Here is a 26,390-nt window from a genome sequence, read left to right on the forward strand (position 1 = left end):
TTTCCATACTCACAATTCTTAATGATAAAATTAAACCTATGTGAGCTACGGAACAATATGAAAAACTATGCAGAAAGCTGAAATACAGTATTTTAAAACGATTGTTTCTAATATTTAAAAGTAACGTTTTAGTAACCTTACTTTTGCCAAACCTCGCTTTTTCCTGCTTTTTACCTCATTACCAAAAAATCACAAAATGGCTGTAAAGCCTTTATTTACAACCGTTTTGCCTGTTATTAATCTTTGATGTATTTTTACTGAAACTTTATTTTAAAGTTAGTAAAAGTATATATGCCATTCTTCTCTTTAATAAAATTAAATCTCAGATCAGCAATTATTAAAACTCCAATCAAAAAAGAGATGCACAAGCATCTCTTTTAGTAACCTTAATAGTAAGTTCACAGTATAATAAATTGATTTGGTCATAAAAAAGGGAAAAGTTTAAAACCTCTCCCGTAGTGTATAATTTAATCTTAATAGATTGATAAAATTTAACTAACAGTTTTAAATTTCCTCTGAATAATCAAATCTTCTGCCAAACGGAATCCCTCTAGTAAAATATTACCACTTAATATTTAAATTTAGTAATTCAATTGAAAAATTATTGTTCTAACTTTTTGATAACTTTCAACATATCAATCCCTTTATCTAAAACAGGTTTAAAAATATCGCCTTTGTTTTTTAATCTTTCCAAAACATTATAAATATTAAAATCAGTAGGTTTAAGTCCATTTTTAACTTCTTCCCATTCTAAAGGCATAGAAACCGGTGCACCATTTTTCGGTCTGAGACTGTAGACACTCGCCAGAGTCTGTCCTCTCCTATTCTGAAGATAATCAAGATAAATCTTATTCTTATCTCTTTTTTGCAGGCTTCTTTCCAAAGTAGTTAAATCCGGTAATTTTTTCTGAACCATCTGCATCAGAAGATGTCCAAAATCTTTAACTTGATCATATGAGTATTTCGCATTCATTGGAATGTAAACGTGGATCCCTGAACTGCCCGAAGTTTTAGGATAACCGTCAACTCCCGCAAGATCCAAAACTTCTTTTACTGCCTGAGCTGTTTCTATTACATCCTCAAAAGAATTTTTTTCTGACGGATCAAGATCAAGAACGAGATAATCCGGATTATCTGCTTTTTTAATTTTGCTGGTCCATATATTCAGTTCTATACAGCCGAGGTTATTGAGATAGGCCAAAGTTTCTTTATCGTTGCAAATGATATAATTGATATACTTATCCGAGCTTTCTGAAAAAACTTTTTGTGTCTCTATCCATTCCGGTGTCTCTTCCGCAGCATCTTTTTGAAAGAAACTCAACCCTTTTATACCATTCGGATATCGATTCATCGACTGTGGTCTGTCTTTAAGATGTGGCAGAATATACTTTGAAATACTTTGGTAGAAATCAATTACATCACCTTTTGTAATATCGTCTTCCGGAAAGTAGATTTTGTTTTGGTTGGTCAGTTTCAGTTCCTGCTTTCCAATTTTCTTTAATACATCATCTTTTCCAGTTCTTTTTTTAGGTTCAGTCTTTTTCATATTCTCGTTTTTAGATGAATTTTCAGAATTGAATTTTACATCTTTAGAATCGATGTCATCCCGAAGCCTCAAAAAAATAGGATGTCTGTAAATATTGTCTTCTGTGAGTTCTGAAAATTTTATTTCAGCAACCAGTTCGGGTTTTATCCAAGTGGCTTTGGTATTTGTTTTTGGTGTGATTTTAAACACTGAATTTTTCGTAATTAGAGGCTGCATTTTATCGTAGATATCAGAAAGTGATTTATCATTAAAACCGCCTCCGGTATGACCGCAGAAAACCATTTCACCATTGAGATATTTCCCTAAAATCAATGCACCAAACTTTTTCCTTGAGCCTTTGGGTTCTGTAAAACCGCAGATGACCGCTTCATCACTCTTGTGGATTTTGATTTTCAGCCATTCGGAGCTACGGAGATTTTCTTTGTACAGGCTGTCTGTTTTTTTAGCTACAATTCCTTCTAAACCCATATCTTTTGCTGCTTGAAAAAAATCTTTGCCTTTTTCTAAAATATGGTCACTGTACTTGATAATCTCATTTTCTATCAAGGCATCTTTTAACAATTCCTTTCTCTGTAGATAAGATAAATTTTCTGTCGAATGACCATTCAGCCATAACAGATCGAAAACCTGAAAAGTCAATGCAAGATTCGGATTATCACCAATCCTTTGAAGCCACTGGAAATTAGGCTTTCCTTTATCATCATAAGCGACAATCTCACCGTCAAGAATCATTGGATGTTCCTGTAAATTAAGGGAATGGGTTATTTTTTTGAATTTCTGAGAAAAATCGATACCGTTTCGAGAATATAATCGGAGTTCATCTTTGCTCAGATCTGCAATGGCACGATAACCATCCCATTTGATCTCGAATGCCCAATCTTTGTCATCAAATGCTTTATCAGAGACTTTGCAGAGCATAGGTTTGATAAATTCTGACAGTTTTTTTTCACCAGAAAGTGCAGGTGTATAGTTTTTATAATGCTTCAGACTTTCGGTGGAAGTATTTTTTTTTTACTCTCTTTCTCTTCGAGATAAGCGGTTACTTTGGATGTTTTTAAAGTATGTTCTTCGGCATCGTAATCTTCACTAACAGCAAATTGATCTTTATGTTTGATAAGCAGCCAGGCATTTTCGTCTTTAGAATTTTTGATTTTAACCAATGCAAATTCTCCCTTTAGTTTTTTACCGTGAAGAATGAATTTCAAGGATTGTTTATGAAGTTCCGCTCTCATAACCAGATCGTCAGTCTTACCCTTTACTTTTTCGATGGGCTCATACGTTCCCTCATCCCAGATCTCGACTTCACCGGCACCATAATTTCCTTTTGGAATCGAGCCTTCAAATGTCCTGTAGGAATATGGATGATCTTCAACCATCATTGCCAATCGTTTGTCAGTAGGATTCAATGACGGACCTTTTGGAACTGCCCAACTTTTTAGAACACCTTCCATCTCAAGACGAAAGTCATAGTGAAGTCTTGATGCAGCGTGCCTTTGAATAACAAATTTCAGTTTCTTCCCACTCGCTTTTTCTTTACCTTCCGGCTCAGAGGTTTCTGTGAAATTTCGTTTTTTATTATAATCTTCTAAAGCCATTTTTAATTTTTTAAAATTATCCTGCTTTCTTCTTACCTTTTTCCAGACTGGCCTTAAGCATTGCCATCAGGTCTGTTGCTTTACCTTCGGGTTCTTTGACGGCAGCTGGTTTTATTTTTTTACCTTTTGCTTTTTGTTTGATTATTTTCAAAAGATCTGCGTTGTAAGTATCTTTATATTTTGTAGGTTCAAAAGTCGTTGCCAAAGATTTAATCAACTGTTCTGCCATTTTCAATTCAGCAGGTTTTGGAGTACTTCCTTCAGGAATTTTGAGGTCTTCGTAACTTCTCATTTCTTCAGGATATCGCATTCTATTGACCATTAATATTTTATCTTCATAAGGACGAATAAGACAGAGAATCTCCCGTTCTCTTAACACAAACGAACCAATGCCTGCCATTTTAGTTTTGGTTAAGGCCTTAAGTAATAATTTATAAGCGCCTTCTCCATTCTTTTGTGGTTCTAAAAAATAGGGTGTTTCAAAGAGTGCAGGATCAATTTCAGCTTCTTTTACAAATTGAGAGATACTTAGAACTTTAGATTTCTCCGGACTTGCCGCTTCAAAATCTTCATCATTCAGAACGATGTATTTATCTTCGATTTTATAACCTTTTACAATATTTTCCCAAACTACTTCTTTTCCTGTTTTTTCGTTGACACGTTTGAATCTGATGTTACTTAGATCTTTACTGTCAAGCATATCCAAATCAAGAGTGCTTGATTCCGTTGCCGAATATAATTTGATAGGAATATTAACCAGTCCGAATCCTATTGCGCCGTTCCAAATTGCTCGCATAATGATGATTTTAAATTAAATAAGAAATTAATTAACCCATCTTCAATTGTGCAATAAATATTCCATCATTTTCTGTTAGCACATTATTTGTACCTGTTACGAAAAAGTAAAATGGAAAAACAAACTAAAAAAAAGATAAGACCCCAGCAAAAACAACAGCGCCCGGGATTGGAAAAAAATATGAATCCCATCCCTGAGACAGATCCTATTAAATATCCGAAAGAAGGAAAATTGAAAAACAAAGTAGCTCTGATCACAGGCGGTGACAGCGGAATTGGAAAAGCGACAGCTTTACTTTTCGCCAAAGAAGGCGCTGATATTGTAATTGCTTATCTCAGTGAAACAAAAGATGCCAAACAGACGCAGAAAGAAGTCGAGAGCTATTCTAGGAAATGCACTTTAATCAAAGGAGATCTGGGAAAAGAAAACCACTGTAAGAAGGTTATCGAAACAGCCATAAACAACCATAAAAAAATCGATATTATTGTCAATAATGCCGGATTACATTGGGAAGCTGAATCCATAGAAGATATATCTACAAAGCAGTTATCAAAAACTTTTCAAAATAACTTTTTCTCCTATTTCTGGATTACAAAATATGCAATGCCTTACCTGAAAAAAGGTGCGAGTATTATCAACACATCGTCTGTAACAGCCTACAGAGGTAGTCCGAAACTCATTGATTATTCTGCTACGAAAGGCGCTATCGTTTCTTTTACCAGAAGTCTTTCGGCCAATCTTGTCGAAAAAGGAATTCGGGTGAATGCTGTAGCTCCCGGCCCTATATGGACACCTTTGATTTCCTCTTCATTCAAACCGAAAAAAAATTCAGAATTCGGAAGCGACTCTCCAATGAAACGTGCCGGAATGCCAAATGAAGTGGCTCCTAGCTTTCTTTTTCTGGCCTCAGAAGACTCAATTTATATTTCTGGACAAGTTCTTCATCCAAATGGCGGGGAAATTGTTAATGGATAATTATTACATCAAAAATCAAAATATTATGTCAACACAAAATCTTAACAATCAAGAAGCGATCAAAAAAATTAAAGAACTGTCAGAAAAAGCAAGAATTTGTATGTTTTGTACAGAATTGGATCGTTTACCTGTTAACTCAAGACCAATGTCTTTGCAGGAAACCGATGAAAGCGGAAATCTTTGGTTTATCAGCAGCGAAACCAGCAATAAAAATTTTGAAATCAAGGAAGACAACCGCGTTCAGTTGTATTTTATGAACAATAGCGACTCGGAGTATCTGTCGGTTTATGGAAATGCACATATCTATAAAGATAAAGCAACAATTGAGGACAAATGGTCACCGATGGCGAATGCTTGGTTCGACGGAAAAGACGACCCCAATGTTTCCATCATCCGAGTGGAACCAAGGGAAACTTATTATTGGGACACAAAAGCCGGAAAATTAGTCAGTCTTTTAAGTTTTGCTGCAGCCGCAATCACTGGTACCGAAACTGATAATTCTGACGGCGTTGAAGGAACCGCAACAGTTTAAATTAAAAATTTAAATCATATAAAATCTCTGGCAACATTTTGCTGGAGATTTTCGTTTAAAATAAATTGGTCAGTTTTTTGAATAGTCTCAAAAACATCAATTTTATTACCCTTGAAACTCATCACATTCACAAACAGAGGCATTTATTGTCCGCAGGGAAAATTCTACATCGATCCGTGGCGACCGGTTGATTTGGCGGTTATTACGCATGGGCACGCCGATCACGCCCGTTGGGGCATGAAAAAATACCTTTGTCATCATTTCACAAAACCGATTTTACACAAAAGAATCAGTGAGGATATCGAATGTCAAAGTATGGAATATGGCGAAATCATTAATATCAATGGTGTAAAAGTTTCGCTTCATCCTGCAGGTCACATTATTGGTTCGGCGCAGATTCGTTTGGAATATAAAGGTTATGTGAGCGTCGTTTCGGGAGATTATAAAGTTCAGGATGATGGGTTGAGTACGCCTTTCGAGCTTGTGAAATGCAATGAATTCGTTACAGAAAGCACTTTCGGACTTCCGATTTACAACTGGCTTGAAGTGAACGATTTGAATCAAAAAATGCAAAATTGGGTTTTAAGAAATAAAGAAAATCAGAAAACTTCTGTATTCATCGGTTATTCTTTGGGTAAAGCACAACGAATTATGAAAGCGGTCGAAGGCTTGGGAAAAATCCACGTTCATTACTCAATCGGAAAACTGAATGAAGCTTTTGAAAACGTCGGAATCACACTTCCCGACTACGAAATTCCTGATTTTCGTGAATCTGTAAAACATTTGCAGGATGAAATTGTCATCGTTCCGCCTGCTTTATTGGACTCCAATGTGATTAAAAAAATTCCCAATCCTGCAACGGCAATTTGTTCAGGCTGGATGCAGGTTCGTGGTGCAAGACGATGGCGAAGTGCCGATGCAGGTTTTCCAATGAGCGATCACGCCGATTGGAAAGGTCTTTTACAAGCCATAAAAGCAACTGAAGCAGAAATCGTTCACGTCACACACGGACAAACCGAAGTTTTTTCTAAATATTTAAACGAAATCGGGATTAAGTCTGATGTTGTTGAAACATTGTATGGCGACGATGACGAAGAGGAAAAAGAAAAGGAAATAATAAAAGATTAAGATTTTGATGACTTTTGAAAAGTTCCGTAGGAACGTCCTGTTAATAGAATTAAAAAAAACAATAACAAAGCGGAGCTCCGTAGGAGCGACCTGTTAATGACAGAATAAAAAAACATCGAATCTCTCGCAGCCCGACTTTAGTGGAAATCCTTTTTTTGCTGAACTAAGATTTCAATTTAATCTGAAAACGTCTTGCAAAAAAAGATTGGGAACGGAAGGCGGAAATTGCTGCCCATAATATTAAAAATTAAGAAATGAAACATTTCGCAGAACTCATCAACGCCCTCGAAAGCACCAATAAAACCAACGCTAAAATCGATGCCATTATCGATTATTTGGAACGTGCGCCTGATGAAGATAAAGTGTGGTTCATCGCCCTGTTTACGGGCAAAAGACCGAAGCGAAATGTAAACACCAATTATATGAAAGAATGGACGTTGGAAATTACACAATTGCCTTTTTGGTTGTTTCAAGAAAGCTATTCTTCGGTCGGCGACTTGGGAGAAACATTGTCATTAATTCTTCCTCCACCAACAGAAAAAATCGAACGTTCTTTATCGGAATGGATGAATGAAATTATCGGTTTAAAAGATAAATCAGACTCAGAAAAAAAGGATTTTGTCTTAAATTCCTGGAACGGTTTGGATTACACGGAACGTTTGATTTTCAATAAATTATTAGGCGGAAGTTTCAGAATTGGAGTCTCAGATAAAACTTTAATTAATGCTTTAACGAAATTTTCCAATCAAGAATCGAGTGCTTTAACACATAGTTTGATGGGAAAATGGCAACCCGAAAATACGTCTTTCAAAGAGTTGATTTCGGCAGAAAATATCAATCCCGACAATTCAAAACCATATCCGTTTTGTCTGGCTTATCCTTTGGAAAAAGATTTGGAAGATTTGGGAAAACCCGATGAATGGCAAATCGAATATAAATGGGACGGAATTCGTGGACAAATTATCCGTAGGAATGATGAAGTTTTTATCTGGTCAAGAGGTGAAGAACTGATTACCGAACAGTTTCCAGAAATCAAAGAAGTCGTTCAGAAGATGAAAGGAAATTTTGTTCTGGATGGAGAAATTTTGGCGGTAAAAGACAATCAGGTTTTGAATTTTAATGAACTACAGAAACGCCTCAACAGAAAAACTTTAACCAAAAAAATGCTTTCAGAAATCCCGATTCAGGTTTTTGCTTATGATTTATTAGAATTAGAAGGAAATGATTTGCGTGAAAAACCAATCTCTTCAAGACGGGCAATGTTGGAAGAATTATTATTAAATGAAACCCCCGAAAATATTAAGCTTTCCGAACTTATTGAATTTGAAAACTGGGAAGATTTAAATACAATCAGAGAAAATTCCAGAGAAATCAACAGTGAAGGTTTGATGCTGAAACAGAAAAACTCACACTATCATTCCGGGCGAAAAAAAGGCGATTGGTGGAAATGGAAAATCGATCCGCTCACGATTGACGCCGTTCTCATCTACGCTCAGAAAGGAAGCGGAAGACGAAGCGCATACTACACAGATTACACTTTTGCAGTGAAAAATGAAGATAAATTAGTCACGATTGCCAAGGCGTATTCCGGTTTAACGGACAAAGAAATAATGGAAGTCAGCAAGTTTGTCAACAAAAATGCGATTGAAAAATTTGGTCCCGTCCGAACCGTAAAACCCGAATTGGTTTTTGAAATTGCCTTCGAAGGAATTGGTTTCAGCAACCGCCACAAAAGCGGTGTAGCTTTGCGTTTCCCAAGAATTGTACGCTGGCGAAAAGATAAAAAAGTGGATGAAATTGATGATTTGGAAGAGATTAAGAAATTGATACAGTAAACTATATCAAGGTTATTAAATAGACAATTCTACACTAGTTTGAATCAACTATTATTGAAAATACGAGAAATATTCCTTTAGACATCCATTCAAAATAAATTTGTCCTTACAATCGAATTAAAAACTTCGCTCAGAGCATTCAATTTCCAAAATGAGGAAAGCATTAGATTTTTTCTCTGAGCTAAGTTTGTTAAATAATTGTTTTTTTGTGCCAAATTATGATATAGATTTTCGTAAATATAAAAACTATTTCTGATAAAATTTCTCATCAAATGCCTCCTGCAAATTGTTTGGCTCTTTTCTTTTTTTGTTATTTAATTCGTGACGGGTCGTTGAAGAGGTTACATAGGCCGATCTTCTCGTACTTTGCAAATTACCTATGGGACGATTTTCTTCTAGAGTTCTAAACGGCGTAAACGAAAGATTGTCCATCACATTAAAATTACCATCTTCAGGAACTTCTTGTTTAAATATTTTGATTTTAGCTACCGTGCGAAATGGCGATAGTTCTTGAGACCATTCTTCTGTAAGATCATTAATTGGCATTTTTTTCAAATCGTTACATAATTGAATTTGTAGATTAAATGTAAGATCGTTTTTTGCGATCTCTTTAATAATACCTTTTCTGTAAGGCCAATCTTCGCTGTTAATATCAATATCCTTATCAATAATTAAGTTTTTTGTTTCGTGAGTAGGTTCAATTCTTACTTTTGCCATATAATCTCCGTGACGAACTGCGCCCATACTGTAATACTCGTATAAAAAACTGTTAATTGATGGGATTTTTTCAAAAGTTTTTAGTGCGGCTAATTCTTTTAATGCTTCGAAATTTGGGAAAGCTTTTTTATTTTCTGTAACCCAGATTGAAGCAAATTCCAATTTTCCTAATGCACCTTTTTCAAAAAAATCGGTGATTTTAAGAAACAGTTTGGAGATGAAAACATAATGTTCCGCAGTATTGCAAAAAAATACCGGATTATTGATTAGGTTGAAATCCACATTTGGTGATGACTCTTCACCAGGAGCAACTTTTTCGCCTTCAATTCCAAAAATTTTAAGTGCAAAACCTTGCGCATTTCCACTTAGTTTATCAGGCAACACACGAGAGGATCCGTTTGAAAAACGAACCACCGCTTCGTGTTTTCCTGCATTTTTATAAATACCTTGAGCCAATTCTTCAGGCAAATTAGGCAGAATTTCCACCTCTGCCTTTAATGCTGCATAGCCATTGGCGTGCGCATCTCTTGTATAATTATGAGCGCGGCTTAGTTGCGGCGTGTTTCGAATATAATCTACAATATCCTTATTAATTTTATTGATATACTCTTCGAAATTTTCAGGAATTTCTTCCAATTTATAATCATATTTAACGTATTCCATGCAATTAGATTTTTTTGTTAGTGATTTTTAAAAAAAAAAATAGTTAAATTTTTATAAGTATTAATTTAATTCACTGATCCATTTGAGAGCTGAAAGACTTGGGATAAAGCAATATTCACCACCTTTCACGATATTATAAGTTTGTAAACCTCGGTATCTTTTTATTAGCGGGTCTGCAGGCATACTGAACAAACTATTTTGATCTTGCAAACCAACCATAGGATCTTTTTCACTACCCAGATTTTGTGAATTGCCATCATTAATCCATTGTTTTTGCAAAAATTCCAAAGTCCCCATTGCATTCGCGCTAATTCCCATAAAATATTGACCGCGTTCTTTACCGTCATTTTTTGTCACTTCCGGCGGAACAATATCGCCAAAAGTTACGCTGCGACGTATAATGCGGTGAAGCCTTTCATCTTCCAAGACAAAAGTTTTGGAATCTCGCGGATTCATCCTGCGGATGTGAGAACTGAAAGGACATTTTTTTCCAAACTCATCGTTCTTAAATGAAAAATTATTATTTTTTTCAGGATTTTCTCCAAGCTCTTTATCATCTTTTTCTGGCGATAAAACTAGTGGAGCTCCGCTTCTCCATCTGCCTACCATTTTCGCAGCCAAAAGTTCGCCTTCTTCTGGAGAAGAACTATTATCCTTAATGAACTGGTTAAACTCTGCAACCTGGCTTTGATATTTTCTAAAAATCATAAAAGACCCATTCTTCCCTAAAATGTCCGGCTGAGGAAAAGGTTTTGTAATATCACCTTCTCCTGGATAACCTAATATAAATTCGCCAGCTGCAATCGGGCGGTCAAAACCTTGAGGTACATCAATCCCACTACCTTCAACTTCGGGATTACTGATTCCATCGCGAAAACCGAAAACATTTTTCACCTCTTCTGTAGCACCAAAATCTTCACTCACCAAAACTTCAACTCCATTGTTTTCCGAAATTTTCGTACGAAATTCTTCCAATTTGCTTTTCCAATCGGCTTCATTATTGGAGATCACTGCAGCAGCAATATGAATGTTAGGATTTTTAAATTCTTTCTGCCAATTTTTGGGATCATTCACGCCAATATCATAAAGATAAGACGATCTTTTAGCCATTCCTTCTTTAAAAGATTCCGGAAAAGAATCTAAACTTTCTTTTGGTACACCAATTTTTTCTAAACCTTTATAGGTAAAAGTTAGAAATACAGATGCTCCTTCGTTTTTGTTCCATTCCTCTGCAGAATCAATTAATGGAATCAAATCTTTCAACATCTTCTTCGCACTTTCTTTATCCGTGATTTCTAATAATGCCACTGTTCCAAAATAAGGAATTGGCCTACTTCTCAAAATTAAAGATTGAATTTCCTTCAACTCTATATTAACTTTGTCCGGATTGAAAATTCTTTTTATAAAATCAAATGCCATAATTTATTTATTAAAAATTATTTTTCAATTTTATTAGAATCGTCAATGGCTTTATTTAAGCCAGTAATAATCTTATCGTTACGTCTAATGTCGTTTACAGTAAGATGTGGTACTCCCACATACCAACCTGTCGCAGTAATCTGTTTGCTAAGAATAAAATCTTTAACTGTTGGATCTTTAATTCCAGGCCAACCTTCCACATTTCCAAAAATAATATCCATCAATTGGGGAATTTTGGTTGCAAAATCATCGATATAAGCATCCCAATCCCCATCATAAGCTGTACAGAACAAAATCTTAGTATCATTATCAAAAAGAACAATTCGTAAATCGTGTAAGGTTCCAACTTTTGTAGCACCTTTCAAATTACCATTTGCAATCTCCATAATTTTTCGAAGATTATCAGCGCCGCCGGGCTTCAAATCTGCCATTGCAGTCAGTTCAGAAACCCGACCTGATCGTAATCCTTTTCTACCTGCAGAAGTTGTGGAATGATCATATCCATCATCAATACCTTCTGAAAAATTTGCTTTAATAAGCTCTGCTGTTAATTTTACATTGTCGATGAAACTCATAACAAAAAGATTTATTTTAATAATTATTTACTTAAAAAAATCAAAAACTAAACCATCATTTAATTTTTTAATTAAAATTTTTATTAAAACTATTCATTGCATAGAAATAAAAAATTCAATTAAATTAACATTGCTCAGTTCTTAGTTGGTCCTATTTTTATATTAAATATGTAAAAATATAATTTGAGCAATTTCGAAAATACCAACGGCTTCAAAATCATTCAAAACTGGATGATGGAAAAATCGATTTCGCCTTTTAAATTTCAGGTTCAGACTTGGCAGAAATTCGGGAGCGGTTACAGCGGAATGGTGGTTGCTCCAACCGGTTTTGGGAAAACGTTTTCGGTTTTTTTAGCTTTAATATCAGATTTTCTAAATCATCCAGAAAAATACAAAATCGGACTGAAAATGATTTGGATTACGCCACTTCGTTCGCTTTCCAAAGATATCGCCAAAGCAATGCAGGAAGCGATTGATGAGATTGGACTCGATTGGGCAGTTGGCGTGAGGAATGGAGACACCGATCCGAAGGTTCGGCAACAGCAGGTCAAAAATATGCCGGAAATTCTGGTCGCAACGCCCGAAAGTTTACAGTTATTACTAGGACAGAAAAATCATCAACGGTTTTTTAAAAATCTGCAGACGATTGTTGTAGATGAATGGCACGAATTGTTAGGTTCAAAACGTGGTGTTTTGGTAGAATTGGGAATTTCTCAGCTCAGAAAATATGTTCCGAAACTTAAAATTTGGGGAATCACGGCAACAATTGGCAATCTCGATGAAGCGATGGAGGTTTTAATTCCATATCCAATTAAAAAGACAAAAGTTACCGCTAAAGAACATAAGAAAATTGAAATTCTCCCTGTTTTTCCTGATGAAGTTGAAATTTTGCCGTGGGCAGGTCATCTCGGGCAAAAACTGGCGGATAAAGTAGTTCCGATAATTTTAGAATCAAAATCGACGATTGTTTTTACCAATACGAGAAGTCAGAGCGAAATGTGGTATCAGCTTTTGCTGAATGTTTACCCTGATTTTGCCGGACAAATTGCTATTCATCACAGTTCGATTGATGCGGAATTGAGAAACTGGATTGAAGAAAATCTAAGTTCAGGCAAACTGAAAGCGGTTGTTTCAACATCATCTTTAGACTTAGGAATTGACTTTAAACCCGTTGACACTGTGATTCAAATCGGTTCCGCAAAAGGCGTTGCGAGGTTTTTGCAGCGTGCGGGACGAAGTGGTCACTCCCCTTTCGAAACTTCAAAAATCTATTGTGTTCCTACGCATTCCTTAGAACTGATTGAAGTTTCCGCCTTAAAAGAAGCCGTAAAGCAGAATGTCATTGAACCTCGTGAGCCGCAGGTTTTATGTTTTGATGTTTTGGTTCAGTTTCTGATGACTTTGGCGATTGGCGACGGATTTTATCCCGAAGAAACTTATCAAAGAATCAAGCAAGTCTATACTTTTCAGGAAATTACGGATGCAGAATGGAAATCAATCATTGAATTTCTGACGATTGGCGGAAGCGCGCTGAAAAGTTATGAAGAATACCATAAAGTCGTGGTAATGGAAGACGGTTTGCACAAAGTGAATTCCCGAAGAATAGCGATGCTCCACCGGATGAATATGGGTGCGATTGTGAGCGATGCGATGCTTAAAGTGAAATTTATTTCCGGCGGATATATCGGAATGGTCGAGGAATATTTTATCTCAAGATTAAAAAAAGAAGAGAAATTTATTTTAGCAGGAAGAGTTCTGGAAGTCGCTATGATAAAGGATATGACGGTTTTCGTTCGGGCTTCAAAAGGAAAAGCGCAGGCTCCGAGTTATTTGGGCGGAAGATTGCCGTTGAGTTCTAATCTTGGTCAGTTTTTGCGTGAAAAACTGTCGATTGCTTTAAATCCGAAAACTTCTGAGAAAGAACTGAAATTTTTGCATCCACTTTTGATGAACCAGGAAGAGCGTTCGCATATTCCGAAAGATGATGAATTTTTGGTGGAAATGATTAAAAACCGTGAAGGTTATCATTTATTTATGTATCCGTTTGAAGGTCGTCTGGTTCACGAAGTTATGGCTGCATTGATTGCTTTCAGAATTTCAAAACTAGCTCCGATTTCGTTTTCGATGGCGATGAATGATTATGGTTTTGAATTGTTTAGTGATAAAGAAATTCCTTTAAATGAAGAAAATTTAGATAAAATCTTAACGAGAGAAAATCTAATGACCGATGTGATTTCGAGCATTAATGCAGCGGAAATGGCGAGAAGAAAATTTAGAGATATTGCTGTGATTTCCGGAATGGTGGTGCAGAATTTTCCAGGACAACAACGTTCCAATAAATCGCTTCAAAGTTCGGCTGGTTTGATTTTTAAAGTCCTGGAAGATCACGATCCGAATCATTTTTTGGTGAGACAGGCTTATACAGAAGTTTTTAATATGCAGTTACAGGAACAAAGATTGGTAGAAGCTTTTAAGCGAATCGACAAATCAAAAATTATTTTAAAATTTGCCAATGCTTTTACTCCACTGAGTTTCCCGATAAAAGTTGACAGTTTGAGGCAGACTTTGACGAGTGAAGATTTGGATGCGAGAATTCAAAAGTTGATTCAGCAGGCGAAGAAATTGAAGTAATTATATGAAAATAGTAACTAAAAATATCAATATCCAAAACGAAATTTTTACTTTGACTAATCAACGAGCATTGTTTTGGAAAAAAGAGAAAGCTTTAATTTTATCGGATTTACATATCGGAAAAACAGCTCATTTCCGCAAAAATGGAATTGCTTTGGCGAATCAAATTATGAAAAATGATTTGGAAAGATTATCAATTCTGATTGAATATTTTAAGCCTGAAAAATTTATTGTTGTTGGAGATTTGCTTCACGCCGGAGATAATTCGGAAGTTTCGGAATTTTGTCTTTGGAAAGAACAATTTTCTGATTTAAAATTTTATTTGATTGAAGGAAATCACGACAAGATTTCAAAAAAATTAGAACAAAAATTGTGTTTGGATTTTAAAGCTGAAAAATATGAACTGAATGATTTAATCTTCACACACGATTTTGACAAAACGGAATCTAAGTTTCAGATCAATGGACATATTCATCCCGGATTTGTAATTAATTCTGTTGTTAAGAAAATAAAACTGCCTTGTTTTGTTGTTTCGGAAAATCAGTTATTACTTCCTGCTTTCAGCGAGTTTACAGGTTTAGACACGAAAAATCTCCCTAAAAAAGGAAGGTACTACATTTTTACGAATTCGGAAATTTATGATATTTAGCATTTCTTTTTAAAGATAAAACAGCAAATTAATAAAGTCAGATTAACTAAAACTGAAAAACCATTTGATAAAATAATTGGTAACTCGTCTTTCAAAAATCCATAACAAACCCAAAGAGATAATCCAGAAATCAGAATCAAAAGCATTATTACAGAAATATCTTCTGCATTTTTTTCTTTGATAACTTTGATGAGTTGTGGCATCATGGCGATTGATGTCAAGCCTCCGGCAATTAATCCAATTATGTTTTCATCCATTTCAATGAGATTTCAAATAAATGTACAGAAAATTTATGTTAAAAAGCCATCTATAGTTTTTAATATCAGGATATCCATCTTTCCACCTTTCTTTCCAGTTCATCAAGATCAAAAGGTTTGGACAGGTAATCAACAGCTGATGACTTTGAAGATAAAAAAGCCACATCATTTTTTGCAGTGATGAATAACACTGGAATTTTATGATGGACTTCGTGATCCTTTAATAATCTAGTAGCTTCTACTCCTCCAATTACAGGAATATAAATATCCATAATAATGAGATCTGGTAAAAAGAGATTAACCTTTGAAATGATATCATCCGCTGTTTCAGCAATTTGGACTTCGTAACCGTTATCTTCAAAGATAATAGATACAACTTCCAAAATAGAAGTATCATCATCAAAGATTAAAATTTTCTTCTTACTCATTTAATTTGATTTAATAACATTTAAGAGATAAGAAAATGCCTTAACTGCTAGCGTCAAATCTAAAGAAATACCTTCTCTCGCTTTTATGATTTGAATCACAATTGAAAGATTTTCCAATTTCAATTTCGGCACAAAAATTACTATGTAAAAAAATAATTAAACTATTGAAACTTTAAAACTATGATAATTCCGGAAGAGCTTCTGATTAATTATGGCGCAACTATTGAAACTTATAGAAAAAAAGATGTTATTTTCAGTGAATTTGAAACACCTAAAAATTATTATCAAATTGTCTCGGGCAATATAAAACTCAATCATTACAACGAAGAAGGCAGAGAATTGATATTCGCTATTTTGAATGAAGGAATGAGTGTTTGCGAGATGCTCCTTTTTATAGATCACACTTTCCCTGTCAATGCTGTGGTTTTTGAAGATGCAACTGTATTGAGATTATCAAAACAAAAATTTCTTAAAATGCTGGATGATCATCCAAAAGTAGCTAAAGACATTAATAATTTTCTTGCAGAAAGATTGTATCAGAAATATATAATGTTGGAAAATAATTCTTCTTTATACGCCAATGTGAGGATAAAAGGTGTTTTGGATTATCACAAAAGTTTTAGCGCAGACAAAAATCAATATTCATTTCAAATGCCTTTGACAAGACAACAATTAGCGGCAATGACAGGTCTGCGAGTTGAAACGGTCATTAGACATATTAAAACCTTTGAAAAAGAAGGAGTTGTGAAAATTATTAAAGGAAAAATTTATTATTAAGAAAAGTTTTTTAGTAGAAAATTTTACGATTTTGGATTTTTACAATATTCTCTTTTTCCATCATTTTAAGAGCTCTGATGGTTGTCTCCACACGCAATCCGGTAAGACTTGCCATCTGTTGTCTTGTAAGCGGAACCTGAAAAGAAAAAGCACTTAGATCCTTTTCCGAACTTTTTAGATAATCCATCAAAACCCGAAGCTTTGTAGCCGGGTTTTTAGTAGAAAAAATCTGTCCCATTGCGTACTTGAAGTACATAGAGTCTGACAAACTATTGATGATTTTGAATTGATTTTCAGGAAATTTCGTAAGAATTTGGAAGAACTTAGATTTTGGCAATCGTAGAACTTTACAAGCAGTGATTGCAATTGCGTTCACGGGATAAGCTTTATCCAGAAATAATAAAGATTCTCCTATACTCTGCCCTTTTTTCAGAATGGTTTGGATTGTTTCTTTTCCATCTTCATTGTAGTTGTTTAGTTTTACTTCTCCCTCTACAATCTGATAATAATAATTAGCATTGCTTTTTTCAGAAAATATAGATTCTGATGCATTATACTCCTTTAATTTTCCTCCAAATGATTTGATAATACTTTCTTCAATAACCATATCCACTACCCTATTTCTAAATTTTTAAATAACAAAATCAGTTATACCAATTAATTGAGTAAACCGAACGTTAATAATGATTTGAATAGATGTAGAAATGTTTTTGAATATAAGTTTAGCATAGTTTCTCTTTAGTCCCACCAAAATTAAAGAGAACTTATCTAGAACTTTATGACTTGGGTCATAATAGTTATTCTAAGTAATAGGAAAAAAATATGATAAAAATATTTTAATAACCACGCAAACTTTAACGTAGAAGACCGCTTGGATTTTAATTTTAAGAAGTTAATTATTAATCCATTTCAAAACCTTTTCTTCAAGATCTTGCAGGTCAAAAGGTTTTGGAACGTAATCATCTGCCATTGCCTCGTTGGCAAGAGAAGCAATATCATTATTGGCACTGATATAAATTACCGGAATGTTTTTGTACTCAGGAGTCGCTTTCAAAAGTTTTGTAGCTTCTACTCCACCAATTACGGGGATCCAATTGTCCATAATAATTACATCTGGCTGAAAATCTGTTACTTTCTTGATAATATCATCCGCGGTTTCGGAAACTTCAACTTCATATCCAAGATCATTTAAGACGATAAAAATAACTTCTAAAATCGAAGTTTCATCATCAAATATTAGGACTTTTTTCTTGCTCATAATATATTTAGTTGTATTTGTTTTTTATAATTTATTTAATTTTGTGGGAAGATTTTCTGGCGTAATCAATTGATCAAAATTGACTTTCTGCGCCGCCATCATTGGCATGTAGCTCACTTCTGCCGTATCCGGATCTTGGATCCAAATTTTTCCGTTCATTTTTTTTATCAATTTCATCCCTTCGACACCATCAGAATTGGCTCCAGATAATAGAATAGCTAATAGATTCTCCCTAAAAACTTCCCCAGCTGAACCAAACGAAATATCGACGGAAGGCCGAGAGAAATTCAGCTTTTCCGATCTGTCTAAGGACATTATTTTTTTGTCATCGAACAAAACATGGAAATCTGCTGGAGCAAGATAGATATTGTTACTTTCAATCTCTGTTTTATCTTCTATTTCCGTAACCGGGATATGAGAAACTTGTTCTAGCAAAGTTGGTAAAATGTTGAGTGCAGAAGCTTTGCGATGGATGACGATGACGATTGCAAATTTTATAGATTCGTCCAGATTTTTCAACATAGTTAGGATTACCGGCAGGCTACCTGCTGATCCACCAATAATCACTAATTCTATCTTAACATCCGATTGTTCCATATCACAACTGCTCTGTTTTTTTCCAAATGCGCTGATTATCTACTTGTTGATAATCTTTTCCCAAGTCCGAAAAGCGCAAAGTCTCTCTGGAACCAAGTGCAAGATATCCTAGGTTTTCCAAACTATTGTCGAAAAGTTTGAAAACGCGTTCCTGAAGTTCTTTGTCAAAATAGATCAAAACGTTTCTACAAATAATCAACTGAAAGCTATTGAAAGAACTATCCGAAACCAAATTATGAGTAGAGATAATCATCTTTTTCTGCAAGGATCTATCAAATTTGGCTACATCATAATTGGCAATATAATATTTTGAAAAATCCTCCTTACCACCGGAAAGGTGGTAATTCTCGGAGTATAATTTCATCTGTTGGAGAGGGAAAACCCCTGCCCGTGCTGTTTCCAAAACAGAGGGATTGATATCTGTAGCATAGATCAAACTTTTATCATATAAACCTGCTTCTTTTAGCAATATGGCTACAGAATATGCTTCTTCTCCTGTGGAGCATCCGGCAAGCCAAATACGGATAAGCGGATAGGTTCCTAATTGTGGAAGGACCTTTTCTCTAAGGCTTAGAAAAAAATCGGGGTCGCGGAACATCTCGGTAACGTTGACGGTGATCTCTTCTACAAAGCGTTTGAGGTAATCTTGATCGTTAATAATTGTGTATCTAAGTTCTGCAAAACTGGCAAATTTGTCGATAACACAAATCCTGTTGATCCTTCTTTTAAAAGAAGCTTTGCTGTACATAGAGAAATCGTAACCATATAAATCGTAAATATCTTTTATAAGATACTCTAACTCTTCATCTTTAACAATACTTGGATCTAGCATCAGGAAACTTTTTCTATAACGTTCAATAATTGATCCACATTGATCGGTTTTTTGATATAATCTGTTGCGCCAGCATCTATACATTTTTGATAATCCTCCTCCATTGCTTGTGCAGTAACCGCAATGATGGGGATGTGATTGAGTTTATTAATTCCCCTAATCATCCCAATAGCTTGATATCCATCAATATCTGGCATCATCATATCCATCAAAACAATGTTGATATGATCATCTTTTTCCAATTTATCAATAGCTTCTTGTGCACCGAGGGCCGTTTCTATATTGAATTTTTTTGCCTTTAGCGTTAATTTAAGTGCAAAAATATTCCTGGGATCGTCATCAACAATCAATATTTTTTTTTCCATATTGTGGTTATTAGTTTTTGTACAACCAAACGCGTAGAAGAGACAGTAACTGATCTATATCAACAGGTTTGGTGATATAATCCGAAGCACCAGCCTGGATACACTTGTCTCGATCTCCTATCATCGATTTTGCTGTAACTGCAATGATTGGCAATTCTTTGAAATTTTGCATTTTTCTGATTTCTCTAATGGTATCATAACCGTCCATCTCCGGCATCATCATATCCATCAAAATTACATCAATGTCTGGATTTTCCTTTATTTTATCGAGCGCTTGTTTACCATCCATCGCCAGGATAACTTCAACTTTATACTTTTCCAAAGCTTTTGATAAGGAGAAGATATTTCTAACATCGTCATCGGTAATCAATATTTTTTTTCCGCTTAAAGTTTCCGTTAGATTTCCAAGATTTTTAACTTTTCCCGACTCGGTCGCTTGTTTATTCTCCTGTACCAAATGTAGAAACAAACTTATCTCGTCCAAGATCCTTTGGTAAGAATGGGCTGTTTTTACAACAATAGAATCTGCATATTGCTTGATTCTGAATTCTTCGGATTGATTTAGATTTCGCTCCGTAAAAATAATGACAGGAAGGTTCTCCAAACCTGCGTAACTTTTTATGCTTTCAACAATCTGATAGCTGCTTCCTCTTGCCGATCCCACATCTACAATTACGCAGTGGACGTTTTCATTTTGGAAGGCTTTTACACTGTCTTCTACCGTATTCTCCACAGACAACGAGATATTGTAATTGCCCAAGAAGTAGGATAAAGCTTTGGCGTGTTGAGCATTTTCTTCGACTATCAAAACCTTTTGTGGCGAGCGTTTCAGTGCTTCTTCAATCTTTTGGAATACATTGTTCATCTCCTCCAATGCTACTGGTTTATTAATAAAATCAATAGCGCCTCTCATCAAACTTTCTTTTTTGGCTTGTAGAGAAGACATCATATGAACAGGAATAGATTTGGTTTGGTTGTTGGTTTTAAGATCCGTCATCACCTGCCATCCATCTTTTACAGGCAATTGTATGTCCAGCAAAATTGCCAGAGGTTTATATTGCAACGCAGCAGAAAGCGCATAATCTCCTCGAACGACTACAACTGCTTTATAACCGTGGACGTGTGCATATTTCAGAAGTGCTTTTGCAAAATTGGTATCGTCTTCTACAATCAAAATCACTTTATCACCTTCTGTGATTTGATCACGATCGTCATCAATATCATCAGGAATATCTAAATGATTTATAGAATTTAAGTTTTCATTATCTGCTTTTATGATTGTTTTAATTTCTTCTACATCTTGCGAAATAACATCTACCAAACTTTGTTCATTGGAAATAACATCTGGCGCAGCCGATGGTTCTTTTGGAATAATTAAACTGAACTCACTACCTTTTCCAAATTCACTTTCCAAGGTGATTTTACCTCCGAGGAGTTTCGCAATTTCACGACTTATTGAAAGTCCCAAACCTGTTCCGCCAAATTTTCTTTGGGTAGAACCGTCTGCTTGTTGAAATGCTTCGAATATCAGTTTTTGCTTGTCTTCCGGAATCCCCATTCCTGTATCTTTTACCGAGAAAATAAGGAAATCATGATTTTTAGGATATTCGGAAATGTTTAAATTGATAGAGCCTTGCTTAGTAAATTTGAAAGCGTTGGAAAGTAGATTTCTTAACACTTGATCCAATCTTAGACGATCTGTATTCAACTTTTTATCTAAGGAATCAGCAAGATTAATATTGAATTGGACACCTTTTTCATTAGCAATTGGCATAAAAAGATTCTTAATATCCGTTACCACATCTTGCAATGAAATCTGCTCGTACACCAGATTCATTTTTCCGGATTCTATTTTCGCAAGGTCCAATATTTCATCAATTAATGTCAATAAACTTGTTCCAGAACTTTGGATGACTTTTGCAGATTCTATCTGATCTTCGTTCAGGTTCTCATCCGGATTTTCTACCATCAAACGAGACAATAATAAGATGGAATTGAGAGGCGTTCTCAACTCGTGCGACATATTGGCCAAGAACTCAGATTTGTATTGTGTGCTCAGGGCAAGTTCTTCGGCTTTCTTCTGAATTTCAACATTTCGTTCGGCAATTAGATTATTTTTTTCCTCTAATGCCTTGGAACGTTCTTCTAACTCTGTATTGGTTTGTAGAAGCTCTTCTTGTTGTACTCTCAGCTCTTCTTCCGAGGCCTGAAGTTTTTGGGTTTGAGCTTCTAATTCTGTATTGAGGTTTTCTAATTCGGAATGCTGCACTTGCAATTCTTCCGACTGAGCTTGGGTTTCCTCTAATAATCTTTGTTCTTTTTCTCTTGCTCTTGATGCGCTCAACGCAATTGCAATGTTTCTCGCGCCTTCATTAAAATAATCAGCTTTAGCATCGTCAAAATTGTGTGTTGCACTCAGCTCCATCACACCAAAAATATGTCTATCCAACACAATTGGAATCAAAATAATACCATTAATCTTAATTTTGCTGCTTGCAAAACTTGTTACAAAATCTTTGTCATCTAGGTTATTAAAAACAGTAATTTTTTCTTGTAAAAATGCTTGCCCAACCATTCCTTCGCCTGGTAAGAAGCTTTTTTTCATATGGTCTTCTAAACCAAAAGCACTATATAATTTCAGTTTTTCATCTTCAAAGATATAAACCGCACCGTTCACACAATCTGCATACGAGATGAAATGATTAAGCGCATTATCTGCAACTTCTTTTACGGTTTTGTTACCAACAAGAGATTCATTAAGTAGAACTAAACCTGTTTGTCTCCATTCGCTTTCATTGATTTGGTCAAAAGATGTTTTTAAAGACAGCGTCATGTTATTTAGAGATTCTACAATATCGCCTAGTTCATCATTTCCTCTATCGGAGATTTTTACATCATAATCGCCGCTTGCCACTTTTCCTGCTACTTCTTTAATAATTTTGACTCTTTTAGAGATTTCTAAGTCTTTAGCTTGCAAATCTTTCTCGAGTTTATCTCTTCTTATAAGATCTCTTTTTAATTTCAGGTAGAAAAAAATTGTTACAACAAGCGCTGCAAGAGCAGAAAAGACAATGAACAAAACTGTAGTTGTAGATGAATTGTTAAGTGATTTGTTCCTGATTAATAATTCGTTTTCTTCGTGCTTTACAAAATCTGCAACAATATCTCTACATCTATCCATAGAAATTTTGTTGATGGAGATTTGTTCCTGTGTCATCAATAGTCCGTTACGTCTATCGCTTACACATTTCCTCATATTTTGCATGCTTTTGGTAGCATTTTGCTGTAAACTTTCGATCCTTTTAAGCTGTATATTGTCTGTGGTTTCTACATCTTGTAGCTTATGGATTGCTTTTTCAAATTCGGAAACACTGCTGTTGTAGGGTTCCAAAAAAGAGTCTTTTCCAGTGAGCTGATAACCTCTATTACCAGTTTCTGCATCCAAAAGAGTAATTAAAACATCTTTAACCGTAGTTATAGCATGTCGGCTTTGAGCAGATTTTTCGCGATTGTTCATCTGATTCTGAATACTCCAATATGAAGCTAAAGAACTGGCAAGTAATATGAAAAAAGACAAACCAACGCTGAACTGCAGATTACGTATAATTTTTTTTTGCATACGATTAATTTAGTGGTAATGTAAAATAGAAGGTAGACCCTTCATTGACTTCGCTAGAAACACCGATAGTTCCGTCGTGCAGTTCTATAATCTCCGAACATATAAATAATCCAATCCCAAGACCCTGAAATTGAACCGAAGACTCTTCTACACGATAAAATTTTTGAAAAACAGATTCCTGTTTATACTCCGGAATTCCGATTCCGAAATCTGTTACGCTAACTCTCACATTCTCTTCATCAATAAAAGTGGAGACAAAAATCTGATGATTGTCGGGAGAATATTTAATCGCGTTACTTAAAAAATTGATTAAAACCTGATCAATCCGCATCTCATCCAGAGGAACCAAGATATCGGGTTTTGGACCGTGACGTTCAATATTAATTTTGTTGCTATCTTGCGTTTGTAGAATCGTATCGATTGAATTCTGAATAACCGATTCCAGATTGGTCGGTTTCTTATTGATTTTCAGTTTACCATTTTCGATTTTGGAAACATCAAGAAGATCTGTGATCAGACTATTGAGTTTTTCAATCTGATTCAAGACTTTGTCCACATAACCCTTTTCAGGACTTTGAGCATCAAATTTCAGTTTACGATCCATCAGCTGAACATAAGCTTTGATACTTGTCAAAGGCGTTTTCAACTCGTGGCTTGCAATGCTTAAAAACTCATCTTTCTCTTTTTCTACTTTCTTTTGGTCATCAATATCGGTAAAAGTTCCTACCCAGTTTTTAATAGTTTCATTCTCGAAAACAGGAGTCATTCTAAGCAAATGATATCTAAAACCACCTGATTCCAAATGTTTGATTCTGATCTCAAGTTCAAGAGGTTTATGTTTTTTTTGAGACCTTTCGAATTCTTTCAAAATATCTTTATCATCTGGATGAGTTTCTGGAAAAATAGATTTAGAACCAGAGTAATCGTACCATTTTGCATTCACAAAATTTACCTGTCCATCTTTGTCCAGCGTAAAAGCAATTTGGGGCAAAGCTTCCAGCATCAGATGAAAATGATCGATTTCCGATTTCATCACCACCTGAGATTCTCTCCTTCCTTTAACCTCCAATTCAAGATTCTGATGGTTTTTTTTGAGTGCAAGATTGCTTTCCTGAAGATTATAAAAGGTTTTTACTTTCAGCATCAAAATCTCCGGATCGATAGGTTTGGTGACATAATCGATCCCTCCCGAAGCGTAACCTTTCTCTATGAATTGCTTATCCGTATTGACCGCAGAAAGGAAAATGATAGGAATATCCTTGGTTTTGCTGTATCCCGCGAAGGTCTCCGCGACTTCAAAGCCATCCATTCCCGGCATCTGAACATCCAGAATAATCAGGGAATAATGATTTTTCAGGGCTTTTGCCAATGCTTCTTCGCCAGATTCTGCTGTATCAATTTTAAAATCTTGAGATTCTAATAGCTTTTTTAAAGAATAAATATTGTTTTTATTATCATCAACTATTAAAATCATAAGATAAATATTGTAGGTGGGTAATTTCTTGTTTTCATTAATTTCAAAAATAATGAGATTTTTTTATTAGAACACAATTTTTTTAATGACTTATAGATATTGTGTCATCTGTAAGTTCATAATTTGTTCATTATTAAAACAATAAGCAATTGACATTATCCAGTGTGCGAAGATGCATAAGTATTTTGATAAACATTAAAACTTGCCAGTCTATTATTCTGCTGAATATAGGTGATTTCAACTAAAAAAGATCCCAGTGTATAAATAACAAAACGCAAATCGTTTTTTGAACTTTCATTGATTATCTGTCCTTTTGTAGTAACCAATTGACACTGGTCTTGAGGCGACAAATTTTTAAAATCAAAATAGGAGATTTCTATATCCATAATTATAGTTTTGAAATTTGGAAAAACACTATACAATTTCTTTACCAATTGAAATAAATAATCAATAAAAATATTTGACAATGATTATATATTGAATTTTCAGCAAATCGTACAATGATGTAATGCCTATTCAGAAGGGTTGTTTTTTAATTATAAATCCTTATTGATAATATTTTTCATATTAATTATTAAATAATCGATCAATTACATTTCTTCTGTACTCAAAAATATAATTAAGTGTTTTTTTGACAAGAAGCCAATTAATAAAATCGCCAAAAATCCCAAATGGTATTTCATATTTCAAAATATCTCGCATCAACACGCCATTATCAGAAGGTATAAACTCGTGATAGTGACTCCAGAACTTATAAGGTCCTTTCAATTGATAATCAATAAAGCTGTGTCGGAATTGATATCCTCGATCTCACTTTTCCAATTAAGCTTGATATGAAATAGAGGACGAACCGTATAATCTATTTTCAAACCTTCATAAATCTTATCCGTTTGAAGATTTGATACTATTTTGAAATCCATTTCGGAAGGAGCAATACGTGGAAGATTATATGGTGAGGAGAAAAACTCCCATGCTTCATCCAAACTACATTCTAAAAACTGTTCCCTCAAAAGTTCGTAAACCATTATACTCTATTTAGATAAGCCATTCCAACAAACATACCATTTGATAGGCATAGTAATTGATTTTAAAAACTAAAATTTACCTATGGATAATTCGAAAGATATCAATACTTTAAATGATCTTCTTCACATTACAAATGATAGAATCGGAGGTTACTTGGCAATTGAAGAAAGTGTATGGCAAATACGCTCAAGCTTGAAAGAAACATATGATGAAAAGCTCAGGCAGTCTTATGAAATGAAAAATGAATTAATCAATTTAATTCATAATCTAGGAGGAAAGCCTGAAGATCATTCTACTGTATTAGGTTCGATACATCAGAGTTGGATAGAGTTTAAAAATAATCTTACGGCAATATCTAGCGACGGAGGTCTTAATGATGTTATTACGGGTGAAGAAGCTGCCATTTCAGCTTATCAAAAAGCATTAGACGGTGGAAATCTAAGTCCCGAAATTGCAAGTATAATCTTGGATCATTTACACCATCTGAAAGCTTCTTATAAAAAACTTGATGATTTGAATGCTGAAATTGATTAAAAATCAAGCATTCCATCAGCAAGTGTCTTCCATTGTATTTTCGTTAACCTTAAGAAACCACCTAAAGTCACTATAAAATTTCTGACTAAAGTCCATATACCTTTATTCTTCGTATTGGGTATTTCATTTCGTCCATATATTCCCACTTTAATATAATCAATT

Annotated in this window: 25 protein-coding genes; 8 read left to right on the forward strand and 17 right to left on the reverse strand. The window is 34.8% G+C overall.

Going from position 1 to position 26,390, the window contains the following annotated elements:
• Positions 1-601: 601 nt before the first annotated feature.
• The 3 genes from ligD to ku form a co-directional block, all read right to left on the reverse strand.
• Entirely contained in the window at positions 602-2,464 is a 1,863-nt protein-coding gene (gene ligD, locus DRF58_RS14680) for a DNA ligase D (RefSeq protein ID WP_116036511.1), read from the reverse strand.
• A 65-nt stretch (positions 2,465-2,529) separates the two neighbouring features.
• Positions 2,530-3,141: a DNA polymerase ligase N-terminal domain-containing protein gene (locus DRF58_RS14685; protein WP_116036513.1), complete on the reverse strand. Its 612-nt coding sequence runs from the start codon at positions 3,139-3,141 to the stop codon at positions 2,530-2,532.
• Between the two features lie 16 nt (positions 3,142-3,157).
• Positions 3,158-3,937 (reverse strand): non-homologous end joining protein Ku, encoded by a 780-nt coding sequence (ku, locus tag DRF58_RS14690; RefSeq protein ID WP_116036514.1) that lies wholly within the window; start codon positions 3,935-3,937, stop codon positions 3,158-3,160.
• A 111-nt stretch (positions 3,938-4,048) separates the two neighbouring features.
• Between ku and DRF58_RS14695 the strand changes: the two genes are divergently transcribed.
• The 4 genes from DRF58_RS14695 to DRF58_RS14710 all read left to right on the forward strand — a co-directional run bounded on the left by DRF58_RS14695 (position 4,049) and on the right by DRF58_RS14710 (position 8,407).
• Positions 4,049-4,912 (forward strand): SDR family oxidoreductase, encoded by an 864-nt coding sequence (locus DRF58_RS14695; protein WP_116036516.1) that lies wholly within the window; start codon positions 4,049-4,051, stop codon positions 4,910-4,912.
• 25 nt (positions 4,913-4,937) lie between these two features.
• On the forward strand, positions 4,938-5,444 hold the full coding sequence (locus tag DRF58_RS14700; RefSeq protein WP_116036548.1) for a pyridoxamine 5'-phosphate oxidase family protein: 507 nt from the start codon (positions 4,938-4,940) through the stop codon (positions 5,442-5,444).
• A gap of 111 nt (positions 5,445-5,555) precedes the next feature.
• Positions 5,556-6,572, forward strand: a complete 1,017-nt coding sequence (locus DRF58_RS14705) for a ligase-associated DNA damage response exonuclease (protein ID WP_116036518.1) — start codon at positions 5,556-5,558, stop codon at positions 6,570-6,572.
• A gap of 254 nt (positions 6,573-6,826) precedes the next feature.
• Positions 6,827-8,407 (forward strand): ATP-dependent DNA ligase, encoded by a 1,581-nt coding sequence (locus DRF58_RS14710; protein ID WP_116036519.1) that lies wholly within the window; start codon positions 6,827-6,829, stop codon positions 8,405-8,407.
• Positions 8,408-8,653: 246 nt separating this feature from the next.
• Here the strand turns inward: DRF58_RS14710 and DRF58_RS14720 are convergent, their stop codons facing one another.
• From DRF58_RS14720 to DRF58_RS14730, 3 genes are read right to left on the reverse strand one after another with little or no spacing between them, the layout of a single operon-like run.
• Positions 8,654-9,787 (reverse strand): catalase family protein, encoded by a 1,134-nt coding sequence (locus tag DRF58_RS14720; RefSeq protein WP_116036522.1) that lies wholly within the window; start codon positions 9,785-9,787, stop codon positions 8,654-8,656.
• A 60-nt stretch (positions 9,788-9,847) separates the two neighbouring features.
• On the reverse strand, positions 9,848-11,206 hold the full coding sequence (locus tag DRF58_RS14725; RefSeq protein ID WP_116036524.1) for a Dyp-type peroxidase: 1,359 nt from the start codon (positions 11,204-11,206) through the stop codon (positions 9,848-9,850).
• 17 nt (positions 11,207-11,223) lie between these two features.
• Positions 11,224-11,781, reverse strand: a complete 558-nt coding sequence (locus DRF58_RS14730) for a hypothetical protein (RefSeq protein WP_076549609.1) — start codon at positions 11,779-11,781, stop codon at positions 11,224-11,226.
• A gap of 183 nt (positions 11,782-11,964) precedes the next feature.
• Here DRF58_RS14730 and DRF58_RS14735 point away from each other — a divergent pair, with 183 nt between their 5' ends.
• Both DRF58_RS14735 and pdeM read left to right on the forward strand, forming a co-directional pair.
• Positions 11,965-14,412 carry a ligase-associated DNA damage response DEXH box helicase gene (locus DRF58_RS14735; protein ID WP_116036525.1) on the forward strand — a complete coding sequence of 816 codons (2,448 nt, stop codon included), beginning with the start codon at positions 11,965-11,967 and terminating at the stop codon, positions 14,410-14,412.
• A gap of 4 nt (positions 14,413-14,416) precedes the next feature.
• Positions 14,417-15,061, forward strand: a complete 645-nt coding sequence (gene pdeM, locus DRF58_RS14740) for a ligase-associated DNA damage response endonuclease PdeM (protein ID WP_116036527.1) — start codon at positions 14,417-14,419, stop codon at positions 15,059-15,061.
• Here the strand turns inward: pdeM and DRF58_RS14745 are convergent.
• Both DRF58_RS14745 and DRF58_RS14750 read right to left on the reverse strand, forming a co-directional pair.
• A complete protein-coding gene (locus DRF58_RS14745; RefSeq protein ID WP_116036528.1) occupies positions 15,058-15,318 on the reverse strand; it encodes a SemiSWEET transporter in 261 nt (86 codons plus the stop codon). The two genes, pdeM and DRF58_RS14745, sit on opposite strands and share 4 nt — an antisense overlap.
• Before the next feature lie 65 nt (positions 15,319-15,383).
• Positions 15,384-15,746 carry a response regulator gene (locus tag DRF58_RS14750; protein WP_116036530.1) on the reverse strand — a complete coding sequence of 121 codons (363 nt, stop codon included), beginning with the start codon at positions 15,744-15,746 and terminating at the stop codon, positions 15,384-15,386.
• 180 nt (positions 15,747-15,926) lie between these two features.
• Here DRF58_RS14750 and DRF58_RS14755 point away from each other — a divergent pair, with 180 nt between their 5' ends.
• Positions 15,927-16,523, forward strand: a complete 597-nt coding sequence (locus DRF58_RS14755; RefSeq protein WP_116036532.1) for a Crp/Fnr family transcriptional regulator — start codon at positions 15,927-15,929, stop codon at positions 16,521-16,523.
• A gap of 10 nt (positions 16,524-16,533) precedes the next feature.
• Here the strand turns inward: DRF58_RS14755 and DRF58_RS14760 are convergent, their stop codons facing one another.
• The 9 genes from DRF58_RS14760 to DRF58_RS18810 form a co-directional block, all read right to left on the reverse strand.
• A complete protein-coding gene (locus tag DRF58_RS14760; RefSeq protein WP_116036533.1) occupies positions 16,534-17,130 on the reverse strand; it encodes a Crp/Fnr family transcriptional regulator in 597 nt (198 codons plus the stop codon).
• A 285-nt stretch (positions 17,131-17,415) separates the two neighbouring features.
• Positions 17,416-17,781: a response regulator gene (locus DRF58_RS14765; protein WP_116036535.1), complete on the reverse strand. Its 366-nt coding sequence runs from the start codon at positions 17,779-17,781 to the stop codon at positions 17,416-17,418.
• Positions 17,782-17,805: 24 nt separating this feature from the next.
• The gene (locus DRF58_RS14770) at positions 17,806-18,378 is read right to left on the reverse strand and encodes a chemotaxis protein CheB (RefSeq protein ID WP_116036536.1); all 573 of its coding nucleotides are present in this window, start codon (positions 18,376-18,378) and stop codon (positions 17,806-17,808) included.
• Position 18,379: 1 nt separating this feature from the next.
• Positions 18,380-19,210: a CheR family methyltransferase gene (locus DRF58_RS14775; RefSeq protein WP_116036538.1), complete on the reverse strand. Its 831-nt coding sequence runs from the start codon at positions 19,208-19,210 to the stop codon at positions 18,380-18,382.
• Entirely contained in the window at positions 19,210-19,575 is a 366-nt protein-coding gene (locus DRF58_RS14780) for a response regulator (protein ID WP_116036540.1), read from the reverse strand. The genes DRF58_RS14775 and DRF58_RS14780 overlap by 1 nt, the downstream gene beginning before the upstream one ends.
• Before the next feature lie 10 nt (positions 19,576-19,585).
• A complete protein-coding gene (locus DRF58_RS14785) occupies positions 19,586-23,194 on the reverse strand; it encodes a response regulator (protein WP_116036542.1) in 3,609 nt (1,202 codons plus the stop codon).
• Between the two features lie 4 nt (positions 23,195-23,198).
• Complete coding sequence (locus DRF58_RS14790; RefSeq protein ID WP_116036543.1) at positions 23,199-24,668, reverse strand: hybrid sensor histidine kinase/response regulator; 1,470 nt, start codon at positions 24,666-24,668, stop codon at positions 23,199-23,201.
• Between the two features lie 155 nt (positions 24,669-24,823).
• Positions 24,824-25,054 (reverse strand): hypothetical protein, encoded by a 231-nt coding sequence (locus DRF58_RS14795; RefSeq protein WP_123902422.1) that lies wholly within the window; start codon positions 25,052-25,054, stop codon positions 24,824-24,826.
• Positions 25,055-25,432: 378 nt separating this feature from the next.
• Entirely contained in the window at positions 25,433-25,693 is a 261-nt protein-coding gene (locus DRF58_RS18810) for an SRPBCC family protein (protein ID WP_245955491.1), read from the reverse strand.
• 82 nt (positions 25,694-25,775) lie between these two features.
• Between DRF58_RS18810 and DRF58_RS14805 the strand changes: the two genes are divergently transcribed.
• On the forward strand, positions 25,776-26,228 hold the full coding sequence (locus DRF58_RS14805) for a PA2169 family four-helix-bundle protein (protein ID WP_116036546.1): 453 nt from the start codon (positions 25,776-25,778) through the stop codon (positions 26,226-26,228).
• The last annotated feature ends 162 nt before the right edge of the window (positions 26,229-26,390 follow it).

The sequence above is a fragment of the Epilithonimonas hispanica genome (assembly GCF_003385395.1).
Classification (GTDB): Bacteria; Bacteroidota; Bacteroidia; order Flavobacteriales; family Weeksellaceae; genus Epilithonimonas; species Epilithonimonas hispanica.